Source organism: Paraburkholderia sp. J69-1 (assembly GCF_905220255.1).
Lineage (GTDB): Bacteria > Pseudomonadota > Gammaproteobacteria > Burkholderiales > Burkholderiaceae > Paraburkholderia.
The window spans coordinates 63,348-76,088 of sequence record NZ_CAJMZG010000022.1; the positions used below are offsets into that span (position 1 = coordinate 63,348).

The 12,741-nt window shown below is 61.5% G+C and carries 11 protein-coding genes; 8 read left to right on the forward strand and 3 right to left on the reverse strand.

Annotated features, from left to right (window positions below; translation table 11 throughout):
* The first annotated feature begins 21 nt into the window (after positions 1-21).
* Complete coding sequence (locus U5A67_RS31565; protein ID WP_321817477.1) at positions 22-1,389, forward strand: pilus assembly protein TadG-related protein; 1,368 nt, start codon at positions 22-24, stop codon at positions 1,387-1,389.
* Between the two features lie 76 nt (positions 1,390-1,465).
* Here U5A67_RS31565 and U5A67_RS31570 read toward each other — a convergent pair whose 3' ends face one another.
* Complete coding sequence (locus U5A67_RS31570) at positions 1,466-2,530, reverse strand: polyamine ABC transporter substrate-binding protein (RefSeq protein WP_321817534.1); 1,065 nt, start codon at positions 2,528-2,530, stop codon at positions 1,466-1,468.
* Positions 2,531-3,584: 1,054 nt separating this feature from the next.
* On the opposite strand from U5A67_RS31570, the gene U5A67_RS31575 reads away from it, so the two are divergent.
* The 6 genes from U5A67_RS31575 to U5A67_RS31600 all read left to right on the forward strand — a co-directional run bounded on the left by U5A67_RS31575 (position 3,585) and on the right by U5A67_RS31600 (position 10,085).
* A complete protein-coding gene (locus U5A67_RS31575; RefSeq protein ID WP_415767966.1) occupies positions 3,585-4,592 on the forward strand; it encodes an ABC transporter substrate-binding protein in 1,008 nt (335 codons plus the stop codon).
* A 29-nt stretch (positions 4,593-4,621) separates the two neighbouring features.
* Positions 4,622-5,656 carry an aromatic ring-hydroxylating dioxygenase subunit alpha gene (locus tag U5A67_RS31580; protein ID WP_321817476.1) on the forward strand — a complete coding sequence of 345 codons (1,035 nt, stop codon included), beginning with the start codon at positions 4,622-4,624 and terminating at the stop codon, positions 5,654-5,656.
* A 2-nt stretch (positions 5,657-5,658) separates the two neighbouring features.
* Complete coding sequence (locus tag U5A67_RS31585) at positions 5,659-6,462, forward strand: ABC transporter ATP-binding protein (protein WP_321817475.1); 804 nt, start codon at positions 5,659-5,661, stop codon at positions 6,460-6,462.
* Between the two features lie 17 nt (positions 6,463-6,479).
* Entirely contained in the window at positions 6,480-7,313 is an 834-nt protein-coding gene (locus tag U5A67_RS31590) for an ABC transporter permease (protein WP_321817532.1), read from the forward strand.
* Positions 7,314-7,346: 33 nt separating this feature from the next.
* Positions 7,347-8,783 (forward strand): amidohydrolase family protein, encoded by a 1,437-nt coding sequence (locus U5A67_RS31595; RefSeq protein ID WP_321817474.1) that lies wholly within the window; start codon positions 7,347-7,349, stop codon positions 8,781-8,783.
* A gap of 174 nt (positions 8,784-8,957) precedes the next feature.
* The gene (locus U5A67_RS31600) at positions 8,958-10,085 is read left to right on the forward strand and encodes an aminotransferase class V-fold PLP-dependent enzyme (protein WP_321817473.1); all 1,128 of its coding nucleotides are present in this window, start codon (positions 8,958-8,960) and stop codon (positions 10,083-10,085) included.
* 10 nt (positions 10,086-10,095) lie between these two features.
* Here U5A67_RS31600 and dinB read toward each other — a convergent pair whose 3' ends face one another.
* Positions 10,096-11,268, reverse strand: a complete 1,173-nt coding sequence (gene dinB, locus U5A67_RS31605) for a DNA polymerase IV (protein ID WP_415767967.1) — start codon at positions 11,266-11,268, stop codon at positions 10,096-10,098.
* Between the two features lie 217 nt (positions 11,269-11,485).
* On the opposite strand from dinB, the gene U5A67_RS31610 reads away from it, so the two are divergent.
* The gene (locus U5A67_RS31610) at positions 11,486-11,875 is read left to right on the forward strand and encodes a RidA family protein (RefSeq protein WP_205983815.1); all 390 of its coding nucleotides are present in this window, start codon (positions 11,486-11,488) and stop codon (positions 11,873-11,875) included.
* 67 nt (positions 11,876-11,942) lie between these two features.
* Here the strand turns inward: U5A67_RS31610 and U5A67_RS31615 are convergent, their stop codons facing one another.
* Complete coding sequence (locus U5A67_RS31615) at positions 11,943-12,740, reverse strand: molybdate ABC transporter permease subunit (protein ID WP_321817472.1); 798 nt, start codon at positions 12,738-12,740, stop codon at positions 11,943-11,945.
* Position 12,741: the final 1 nt, after the last annotated feature.

Below are 12,741 nucleotides of genomic sequence, written 5' to 3' on the forward strand. Positions count from 1 at the left end.
GACGCTATTTCGGGGGACATCATGAAAAGACATTACGTGCGACGTGGGGGACGCAAGGCGCAGCGCGGCGCGGTTTCCGTGATGGTCGCGTTGTCGTTGATCGTGTTGCTGGGCTTTGCCGCGTTGTCGATCGATCTCGGCTACATCGCGTTCAGCCAGCGGCGTCTGCAGGCGGGCACCGATGCGGCCGCGATGGCCGGTGCGATGGATCTGTGGAAGAGCGCATCGTCGACCGCATTCGCGGACGCGCGCGCCTACGCGGCCGGGCAGGGCAACAACACGATGCCGCCTGGCGTAACGGTCACGAGCACGACGGTTCAGGGCCTGACGCTGAGCGCGAGCAGCGTGCCGCTGCCGGCATCGCAAGCCGCATCGACGTATAACGGCATTCAGGTCACGCAGCAGGCGAGCGTGCCGCTATTCTTCGCGCGCATTTTCGGCGTCAATACGAAGACGATCTCCGCCACGTCAAAAGCGGGCGCGGGATTTGGCGCGGCGCCGTACAACGTCATGATCATCCTGGACACCACGCGCTCGATGGCGACGACCACCGACAGCAACTGCAAGAATTCGAGCGGCGTGGCGCTCACGCGCCTCGCCTGCGCCCAGGCCGGCGCGCTGCAATTACTGACCGGCTTGACGCTGGCGGGCGACAACGTCGGCTTGATGGTGTTTCCGCCAATCAGCCCCAGTTCGTCGAGCTATAGCTTCTCGTGTTCGTCGACGGAACCGGGCGTGGTGTCGACCGGCCAGAACGGTTATTCGGCAGTGGGCGTATCCGGCTCGAACGCGACGTACCAGATCTCGCCGCTGGGCGGCGGTTATCTGAGCAGCGGGACGCTCAGCACGAGTTCGGGCATCGTGCAGGCGCTGGGCGGCGCAACCAGCAAATGCAGCGGCATTAGCGCGCCGGGCGGCCTCGGCACTTTCTACGCACAGGCGATTGCCTCGGCGAATGCTGCGCTAACGAGCTTTTCGCAGAACCAGAGCCCGGCGGGCAAAAACGCCATCGTGCTGCTGAGCGACGGCATTGCGACGGCCAGCACGACGCAGCTTGGCAATGTGCTCGGCAAGACCGGCGGATCGAGCTACGTCTACGGCACCGAATGCCAGGCCGCCATCAACACGGCGACGACGGCGAAGAACAGCGGCACGACCATCTATACGGTGGCGTATCTGGGCGGCGAGGGCGCTTCCGCACCTTCATGCGCCGACGGCGCAGACGCGCTCACGGCCTGCGGTACGATGCAGTCGATCGCCACCAGCCAGTCCAACTTCTACTCGGATACCTGCACGAACGCGAGCAGCACGCAAAGCCTGAATCAGATTTTCTCCAGCATTGCGTACAGCCTCACCAAGGCGCGACTGATTCCGCCGAACGCGACGTAATGGCAGGATTGGCCATGCGTTTCAGTCAGCGTTTCCTTTAAAACGCATGGCCGGATCGAGTAACAGGCGAAGCGCTTCAGGTTCCCGATTTCAGTTGCGCCCACAAGCGATTCTGTAGGCGCATGATCGCGGGCGGTTGCGGGCGCATGACTGTCATCTTGTCGAGCACTTCGTCGGACGGGAACGTGATGGGGTCTTTGGCGATTGTCGCTTGCACGAAGGTCATAGAAGCGCGATTGGCGGTTGGATAAAACACCTCATTGGTAATGTCGGCGCTCGTTTTGGGGTCTTCGATGTAATTGATCCATTTGAGCGCCGCTTCGGGATGCGGCGCGTCCTTCGGAATCGCCATCATGTCGAACCAGACCAGACCGCCTTCCTGCGGATTCACGAACTCGATCTGATAACTGCGTTTGGCCTCCACGGCCCGGCGCCGCGCAATGCCAGCGTCGCCCGAATACGCCACGGCGACACACATATCGTTATTGGCCAGATCGTTGATATAGCCCGACGAATTGAACTGCGTGATATAGGGCCGAACTTTCTTCAGCGTTTCATACGCGGCCATATAGTCGGCGGGATTCGTGCTATTCGGATTCTTGTGCAGATACTGCAGCACGGCCGGAAAAACGTCGGATGCGGAATCGAGAAACGATACGCCGCAACTCTTGAGTTTCGCCAGATTGTCCGGATCGAAAACTAGCGCCCACGAATCGGCCGGCAATGCGCCGCCGAACGCTTTCTTCACTTCCTGCGTGTTGTACGCGACGCCATCTGTGCCCCACGCCCAGGGCACGCCGTATTGATTGCCCGGATCGGCGTCGCTGACCAGTTTCATCAGATGCGGATCGAGGTTCGCCAGATTCGGTAGTTGCGATTTGTCGAGCTTGCGATAGACGCCCGCCTCGATCTGCCGGGCCATATACGCGGACGAAGGCACGACCACGTCATAGCCCGAGCTTCCTGAAAGGAGTTTGGCCTGCAAGGTGTCGTCGCTATCGTAGCTGTCGTAGCGCACCTTGATGCCCGTCTGCTTTTCGAAGGTGGGAATCGTGTCGTGCGCAATGTAATCGGACCAGTTATAGACATTGACCTGATCGTCCTGCGCCTGGGCGGGCTGCATCACGGCAGCCGCAATCATCGACAAAGCGAGCGAGCCCGCGACGGTATGGCGAATCTTTTTATGAAATTTCATCATGGCTTCCCAATGAGTTGTCTGGAGTCGGCGTGTGTCTCTCCACGCCCGGCGTCTGTTTCAACAGACGAGGCGTACCGGATTGCCGCCTGAGCGGTATCGCCAAAGAGGCTGAACGGACGCAAGCGGACACAAGCGGGCCGCGGCTGTGTCAGGCAGCGGATCGCTAATCGGAACGGAAAGGCCGCGGGCTAGGGCTTGGGAAGCAGGGAGGCGATTTCATCCTTGCGTACGGCGATGAAATCGCATGCCATCGCCGAGTGATGGCGACGCACGGAACGCATGGAGAGGACAGTGTCGATCGAGAAATAACAGCAGGGCCTGGCCGGTTTGCACGAGCCCGAAGAAATCGCGCTGCGCATGGCGAGAAAGCCGCCATGTCCTCGATCGTACTGTATCAAGGGGCCACGAAATTTCATGATCTAAGGCGCACGGGTACGAAACGTATGAGCGTCAGACTGCTGATGGAATGCCGGTTCGCTATTCGATCTGCGGATGTGCAACGAACTTTGACCGGCGAATTCATAGTACCTGCGCCAATAAGCGTGTCAATGGGGGCATGCATGGTTATGGGGCGCGACAGTCGTGGCACATAGACGGGCGGGATTGCACGCTAGTGGTGCTCGTGCGCCCCGTTGCAGTGCCGTTAAGCAGGAGGATGTTGCGCGCGCAATCAATATCGCATCGCAAAACGCAATAACTGTGCGCTTTGCGCGCGACTGGCACGAAGCTCGCTTAAAGCAGCGACAGAGTAGAAGCGGCTAGCGACCGGCACGGCCTTCAAGGCAGCCGGCACCGTGGGGCATTGCTCTTGGGGCGCATCGTGCGCCCACGCCGATCGTCGATCGGCGTTTGACCGGAACCGTCGGGTTCCGCCAACAAGGAGCGAACGATGCAGCGGCCCCAAACGAATCATCCTCATTCCATCGTCGAACCGGTGCTTTTGCGCGCCGTGGATCGGCTTCGCAGCATCCTTCCCCACAGCACCTGGAGTGCATCCATGAGCAATCTGCTTCGCGTTGCGCGCTGGCTTCGGCTCGCGCGTATTTCCGGCGTTATCACGGCGATTTTCCTGACGACGATGCCCACCTTCGCCCGCGCCGACGACCACATCACGCTACTCACAAGCTGGTACGCGCAGGCCGAGCATGGCGGTTTCTATCAGGCGGTGGCGACCGGCATCTACAAGAAGTACGGCCTCGACGTGACGATCCGCATGGGCGGTCCGCAGGTCAATGGCTTGCAACTGCTCGCGGGCGGTCAGGCCGATTTCATTCTAGGCTATGACTTTCAGGTGCTCTCCGCCGTGGAGGCGAATATTCCCGTCACCACCGTGGCTGCGTCGTTCCAGTTCGATCCGCAAGGCATGCTCACGCACGACGACGTAAAGACGCTTGCCGATCTCAAGGGCAAGACGATTCTGGTGGCAGGCTCGGGGCGCACGAGCTGGTGGCCGTGGCTGAAGTCGAAATACGGTTATAGCGATGCGCAGGCGCGTCCCTATACCTTCAATCTGCAGCCGTTCTACGCCGACCGCGATGTGGCCATGCAGGCCTATCCCACCTCCGAGACCTTCCAGGCCGATGCGGCGCACGTCAAGACGCACTTCTTCCTGTTCGCCGATGCGGGCTACCCGCCGTACAACACCACGATCGTGACGATGCGCGAGACGCAGAAAAACAAGGCCGATATGGTTGCGCGTTTCGTCAAGGCTTCCATGGATGGCTGGAAAAGCTATCTGAACGACCCGGCGCCGGGCAACGCACTCATCAAGAAAGACAACCCGCAGATGAGCGATGCGCAGTTGGCCTACGGGGTCGCGCAGATGAAGAAACTGCGCCTGGTCACGGGCGGCGACGCCGCCACGCTGGGGATCGGCGCAATGACCGACGCGCGCTGGAAGCGCACTTACGACTATATGGTCAACGCTGGCCTGCTCAAGTCCGATACGGATTACCGCAGCGCTTACACGCTTAAATTCGTCGACGCCCTCAAGGTCATGCCCTGAGCGTCGCGCTCGCAAAGAGGAGATACAGGATGCTCGTGACTCAACAGAAAGTGCTGCGCCGCTTCTGGTACGCCATCATGCCGATGACGCAACTCGACGCAGGGCCGCAACCGTTCACGCTGCTCGGCGAACCGATCGTGCTCTGGAAGGGCGCCGACGGTCAGCCGAATGCGCTGCGCGATCGCTGCTGCCACCGCACGGCGAAACTCTCGAAGGGATTTGTCGATGCCGACGGTAATATCGCCTGCGGCTATCACGGCTGGACTTACGACTGCAGCGGGCGCTGCGTGAAGATTCCGCAGAGCGACGGCACGGCGATTCCCTCGCGCGCGATCGTGCCCGCTTACCGCTGCGAAGCGCGCTATGGTTACGCTTGGGTCGCGCTCGACGAACCGCTGCAACCCATTCCCGAGTTTCCCGAAGAAACCGCAGGCGGGTATCGGCGCATCCTGCAGTTCTACGAACGCTGGGAAACCAGCCCGCTGCGCATGATGGAAAACTCATTCGACAATTCGCATTTCAGCTTTGTGCATAAGGCGAATTTCGGTTTGTTCAGCAGTCCAAAGCCTTCGAAATACGAGTTTCGTCCGCATGAATGGGGTTTCGAGGCCGAAACGCACGTGCCGGTGCGCAACCCGCCCGCGAGCCACCGCATCACCGGCACGACCGAGGAAATTACCGAGCGTCATTTGCTGAACCGCTGGTTCATGCCGTTCGCGCGGCGCTTTGGCTGCGTCTATCCGGCAAGCGGCGTGCATCACATCATCTATAACTGCGCCACGCCCATCGACGATCGCACCATCATGCTGTCGCAATGGCTTTATCGCAACGATACCGAAGACGCCTGCAGCACCCAGGAACTGATCGACTGGGATCGTCCGATTACCGATGAAGACCGCGATATTCTCGAAGTGACCGACTACGACGCCTGTATCGACGTGCGCCGTCAACAGGAATGTCATATGGAATCGGATCAGCCTGGCCTGCTGATGCGTCGCATGCTGCTCAAGCTGCTCGAAACGCACGGCGAACGCGAAGTGTTCCGTATCGAAACGGAGGTGTGAGCATGTCGATCCCACTACTTGCAGTGCAGCGCGTAGACAAGCGCTATCCGAACGGCACGGTTGCGCTCGACGATGTACGGCTCGATATCGCGGCGGGCGAATTCGTGTCGCTGCTCGGGCCGTCCGGTTGCGGCAAGAGTACCTTGCTCAAGATGTTCGCGGGCATCGAAGCGCCCACGCACGGTCATCTGCGCTGGTGGGGCGGGCCGTTTTCGACGGTCGGCACGGCTGGGCGGCGGCTCTCCTTCGTGTTCCAGGAGGCGACCTTGATGCCGTGGGCGACGGTCGCCGAAAACGTGCGCCTGCCGCTCGACCTGGCAGGCGTGCCACGCCGCGAAGGCGATGTACGCGCGCGCGAGGCACTGGAAGGCGTGGGTCTCGGCAAGTTCGGCGATGCTCGGCCACGCGAATTGTCGGGCGGCATGCAGATGCGCGCATCGTTGGCGCGCGCGCTCGTGACCGAGCCCGATCTGCTGCTGCTTGACGAACCCTTTGGCGCGCTCGACGAATTCACGCGCAACCGTCTGGACAGCGACCTGCGCGCGCTATGGCAGCGGCGCGCGATGACCGTGGTGTTCGTCACGCACAGCATTCACGAAGCGGTGTTTTTGTCGAGCCGTGTCGTCGTCATGCAGGCGCGGCCGGGCCGCGTCATCGCCGATGTGCCGATTCACGGACCCGCCACGCGCGACGACGCCTGGCGAATCAGCGCGCCCTTTATCGAGCATACGTGCACGCTTTCGAAACAGATTTCCGACGCGCATGCCGCGTCGCTGATCGATGAAGTCAGCGAGGTGCAATCATGAGCGGACAATCGTTGCCGATGGCAAGCACGACCCACGAAAACGCGGAGAAAACTGCGCGCGTGCGCGTGCCGCTGTTACAGCGTCCCGGCGTGGCGCGCGCGTTGGCGCCGTGGATCGTGGGACTGCTGATGCTGGGTATCTGGCAGGCGTGGTGCACGCTGGGCGCGGTGCCGGCGTATCTGGTGCCGTCGCCGCTCGCGATCGTGCAGCAACTCGTGCAGGACTGGCCGATGCTGTTCGCGAGCCTGCTGGCGACGCTCAAGATCACGCTGCTCGCCTTCGCTGTGGCGACCGTGCTGGGCGTGGCGATTGCGCTGCTGTTCGTGCAAAGCCCGCTGATCGAAGCGAGCCTCTTTCCTTATGCAATCCTGTTGCAGGTCACGCCGGTGGTGGCCATCGCGCCGCTCATCATCATCTGGGTGAAGAACACCACGGCCGCGCTCGTCGTGTGCGCGATGCTCGTCGCGCTGTTTCCGGTGATTTCGAATACGGCGCTCGGGCTGCGCAGCGTGAATCCGGGACTCGTGAATCTCTTCCGCATTCACCGCGCAACGCGCTGGCAGACGCTGGTGCGCCTGCGCATTCCGAGCGCGTTGCCCTACTTCTTCGGCGGGCTGCGTATTTCCAGCGGTCTTTCGCTGATCGGCGCCGTGGTGGCGGAGTTCGTCGCGGGTACGGGCGGCAGCGGCGCGGGGCTGGCGTACCAGATTCTGCAAGCGGGATTTCAGCTTAATATTCCACGGCTATTCGCTGCGCTTTTGCTGATCACGGTGACGGGCGTGCTGCTATTCGGCCTGACTGTGTGGCTGTCGCGCCTGTGTCTGCGCGGCTGGCATGAAAGCGAGCTTTGAATTCATGAATGATTTCCCGACGAGGCGTATTTGATGACATCGACTCATTCCACCACGCTGATCCGCAATGCCGCCGCGATCATGACCGGCGGCGATCCGCGCACCGGCGAAGCAACCCGGCTCGACGGCCCGGATATCCGCCTGCGTGGCGACAGCATCGAGGCGATCGGTGCGCTGAGCGCATTGCCCGGCGAGAAGGTGATCGACGCAAGCGATTGCGTGATCTATCCGGCGTGGGTAAACACCCATCATCATCTGTTCCAGTCGTTGCTCAAAGGCGATCGCGGCGGACTCGACGCCAGTCTGACGCCCTGGCTCGCGGCCACGCCTTATCGCTTTCGCGCGGGCTTCGACGAAGCCCGCTTCCGGCTGGCGGCGCGCATCGGTCTGATCGAACTGGCGCGCTCCGGTTGTGCGACCGTCGCCGATCACAATTACCTTTATTACCCGCGGATGCCGTTCGATAGCTCGGCGGTTCTCTTTGAGGAAGCCGAACGATTGGGTTTGCGCTTCGTGCTGCTGCGCGGCGGCGCAACGCGCACGCGCCAGCTCGAAGCGGAATTGCCCACCGCTTTGCGCCCCGAGTCTTTCGACGACTATCTCGCCGATATCGAACGCCTGGCCGCGCGCTATCACGATCCGTCACCGCGCGCGTCACGCCGCGTCGTGATGGCGCCAACGACCGTGCTTTATTCGGTCTCGCCGCAGCAGATGCGCGAAAGCGCGGCGTTCGCGCGTCGCCTGGGTTTGCGTTTGCACAGCCATCTTTCGGAGACCGTGTCGTATCAGGACAGTGCGCAGTCGATGCACGGTTGCTCGCCGGTGGCATTTTGCGGCGAGTACGACTGGCTCGGCGACGACGTCTGGTTCGCGCATCTGGTCAAACTCGACGCCGATGAAATCGCGCTGCTCGGCCAGACGCGCACGGGCGTCGCGCACTGTCCGCAGAGCAACGGGCGGCTGGGCAGCGGCATCTGCCCGCTGACCGAACTGGCCGATGCGGGCGTGCCGATTTCGATTGGCGTCGATGGCGCGGCCTCCAACGAAGCCGCCGACATGATCTCCGAAGTCCATATGACCTGGCTCGCGCAGCGCGCCCGCGTCGGCATGGCGGCGCGTCCCGCTTACGCGGGTGGCACCTTCGAGGGCGGCGCGCACGCGGCGAGCGTGGAGGACGTGATTCATTGGGGCACGGCGGGCGGCGCGAACGTGCTGGGCCTGAGCGAACTGGGCCGCATTGCGCCAGGCGCGCCGGCGGATATCGCAATCTATCGTCTCGACGATCCGCGCTATTTCGGCTTGCATGATCCGGCGATCGGCCCGGTGGCGAGCGGCGGGCGGCCGGCATTGAAAGCGCTGTTCGCAGCCGGCAAACCGGTGGTGATCGACGACGCGATTCCCGGCGTGGATATGGCGGAACTGGGCCGCGAAGCGCGTGCAGCCGTGCAGGCGTTGATGGCGCAGGCGTGAACGCAAGCCGCTCTTGAGCTGCTGCATTGCACAAAGCGCGCGATACGCACCAACCTGGGCGCGGCTTTCGTTAGAATCGACTTTCGTCGGGCCCAGAACAGCATATCTGCAATGCGGTAGCCGTATTGGATCAGCCATACGGCTCACCGCGTTCATCCTTTACAGGAGGCGAGCGTGCCAGGTTTACTTCCCAACGTCGACCGCGACGGACTCCTCGAATATTCGGTCGTCTATACCGATCGCTCGATCAATCACATGTCGCAGCGCTTTCAGGGCGTCATGCGCGATTTATCGGCTTCTCTGAAAAAAGTCTATAACGCGAAAGCGGCCATCATCGTGCCGGGCAGCGGCACCTTCGGCATGGAAGCCGTGGCGCGCCAGTTCGCGACGAACCGCAAGTGTCTGGTGATTCGCAACGGCTGGTTCAGCTTCCGCTGGACGCAGATCTTCGACATGGGCAGCATTCCGTCCGAGTCGATCGTGCTGAAGGCGCGTCCGGTCGAATCGGGGCGCCAGGCCGCCTATGCGCCGCCGCCCATCGAAGAAGTGGTCGCGGCAATCAGGCAACAGAAGCCCGATCTGGTGTTTGCGCCGCATGTGGAAACGGCGTCCGGGATGATGTTGCCCGATGCGTATTTGCGCGCTGTCGCCGACGCCGTGCATGAAAGCGGCGGCATGTTCGTGCTCGATTGCATTGCCTCGGGCACGATCTGGGTGGATATGCAGGCCACGGGCGTCGATTTGCTGATCAGCGCGCCGCAAAAAGGCTGGAGTGCCTCGCCGTGCTGCGGTCTCGTCATGCTCAGCCCGCTTGCGCGCGAACGCATCGACTCGACAACCAGCACGAGTTTTGCCTGCGATCTGCGTAAATGGCTGCAGATTATGGAAGCGTACGAGAACGGCGGCTTCGCCTATCACGCCACGATGCCGACCGACAGCCTCGCGGTACTGCGCGACGTGATGAAGGAAACCGAAACTTATGGCTTCGAAAAGGTGAAGGCGGAGCAGCTTGAGCTCGGCCAGCGTATTCGCGCGCTGCTGGAGGAAAAGGGTTTCCGCAGCGTGGCGGCGAAAGGATTCGAAGCGCCGGGTGTCGTCGTGAGTTATACGGATGACGATGGCATTCGATCAGGCAAGAAGTTCGCCGATGCCGGCTTGCAGATCGCGCCTGGCGTGCCGCTGCAATGCGATGAACCCGAGGACTTCAAGACGTTCCGTATCGGTTTGTTCGGGCTGGATAAACTCAATGATGTGAGCGCCGCGGTAGCGCGTTTCGACAAGGCGTTGAAGAGTATCGCCTAAATCTTCTTGCCTAATCGTCGAACGGCAATTCACCCTGCGTGGGGACCGCCGTGGGAGCCATTCCTGCGGCGGATTCCAGCGAACCGATACGCACACCAATCAGGCGAATCCGCCGGTCCAGCGATACCCGCTTCAGACACTCGCCCACGGCTCGACGAATGGCCGCGGCATCGGCGACCGGTTCGGGTAACGAGAGATCGCGCGTGACGATCTTGAAGTCCGCGAACTTGATTTTCAGGCCCACTGTGCGGCCGCGATAACCCTTGCGTTGAAGGTCTTCGGTCACGCGCTCGCACAGACGGGTGAGGGCGGGCGTGAGCGTCGCGCGGTCGCGGACGACGTGCATATCGCGCTCGAACGTGGTCTCGCGGCTCATGGACTTGGGTTCGGACGAGACCACCACTTCGCGCTCATCGTGGCCTTGCGCAATGCGCGCCAGCCACGCGGCGTAGGTGCGTCCAAAATGCTCCTGGAGCAGGCCAGGGTCTGCCGCCGCGAGTTCGCCCACCGTCGTAATGCCGATGCTCGCCAGCCGGTCATTCGCGCGCGGCCCGATGCCATTGACTTTTTTCGCGGCCAGCGGCCAGATGCGCGACTCGAGATCGGTCATCGAGAGAATCGTCAGGCCGTCGGGTTTGTCGAGTTCGGAGCCGATTTTCGCGAGCAGTTTATTCGGTGCAATCGCAATGGAGCAGGTGAGCCCCGTGGCTTCGCGCACGGCATGCTTGATGCTGCGGCCAAGCGCTTGCGATTCGCCTTCCACGTGAGTGAGATCGACGTAAATTTCGTCGATACCCCGGTCTTCGATCTGATCTGTGAACGTGCGTACGGCGTCCTTGAACAGGCGCGAATAGTGCCGATAGGAATCGAAGTCGGTGGGTAAGAGAATGGCGTCCGGCGCGAGTTGCGCGGCCTTCATCATGCCCATCGCCGAGAACACGCCGAAGGCTCGCGCTTCGTAGGTGGAGGTGGTGACCACACCGCGCCCCGCGTAATCGCGCAGTTTTGCAAAGCGGCGCGTGCCGTCGGGCAGGCGTTCCGGCGTGGCATTGCGGCCGCCGCCAATGACCACCGGCTTGCCACGTAACTCAGGATAGCGAAGCAATTCCACCGATGCATAAAACGCATCCATATCGACATGCGCGATACGGCGTAACGGTGAGCTGTTCATCTCGACGGTCATGCAGGGCTGCGGCTTTGTTCGTGATGTTCAAATACGTTATCGAACGCAACGGGTGCCGGATTGCGCCACCATTGAAGAGCGGGAAAACCCTTGGGCTGTATATTTATACAGTATTTTACCGCTGTCCGGTGCGAGTCTGCAAGATACCGGTAAAATGCCACGCCGGCTAACGGGCATTGACGCTCCAGACCTCGCTATTAAAGGCACGATTTAATCCATGTCGAACCAGACCATTCAATTTACGCCCGATGCCGATCCAGACTCCATTTCGTCGGATGTTTCGGCGTTTGGCGGCATCCTCATGACGACGCAAGTCCCCGTTCGCGCGGACGGCAGTCTCGAACTGGGCGATATTGAAGCGCAAAGCACGTGCACGCTTCAGGCCCTGAAAAACGCGCTCGAAGGCGCGGGCAGCTCGCTCGATCGCGTCATGCACCTGACGATCTATTTGACGGATATGGCCGACCGGGCTGCGTTCAACGCGGTCTATCAGCGCTTTTTCAGCAAGCCCTGGCCTGTGCGTGCTGCAGTAGGTGTGGCGGCGCTCGCAGTCGAAGGGATGCGTGTCGAAGTGACCGCGATGGCGGCCGGGCCCGTCAACGGTTGAGCCAGTGCAGAGGGAGGATTGTGCAAGGCAGGCCTCCCTCGTTCAATTCGGCAGCATGCACGCTGCTTCAGGTCTTGCGACCGCGCTTAAAGACGGAAAGCAGGATCAGCGGAAAGGGCAGCAAACCCAGAAGCAACCAGACAAGGACGTACACAGACTGAAGTCCATCGTTTTGCAGGTTGACGAACAGTTTGACGGGAATGCCCTGAGGAAAGTATGAGAACACGGCGGCGATGCCAAATTCGCCGATGATTCTCACCCACGCGATCACGGCGCCCGTAGCCACTTCTCGCGCTGTGAGCGGAAGGCTCACGTACCAGAATGTCTTCCATGGCGTGCAGCCTAGATCCTGTGCGGCCTCTTCGAGCGTTCGCGGTACGTTTTCGAAGGCTGTTCGGGCGGAAATAACGAAATACGCGAGTCCGCCATAGACTTGTGCAACGACGAACGATGCCGGGTTATTGTTGAGCGACCAGCCGAGCCCGGAAAGCATCGCTCCAACCGGTCCATACGGACCATAAGCACAGACCAGCAGAATCCCTGTTGCCAGCGACGGCGTGAGCAAAGAGACAAGCACCAGTGTTTCGACCGCGCGGCCAGACCATCCACGCGCTCTGGCCAGCCAGAACGAAAGCGGCGTACCCACTGCAACGATGATCGCGAGTGCCCACGCGCTGAGCACAAACGACACCCGCACGGCCTCCAGATCGCCGTAAGCGGGGGTGAAATGACGCCAGTGAGTCTGGCCGATCAGCGCAAGAAAGGGCACCGCCAGGATGGCGAGTGCGGGCAGCCGCAATGTCCACCCCAAAGCGCCCCAGATGCGCTGCCGGTTCCGGCTGGGCGAGGCAATGTCCAGCGACATG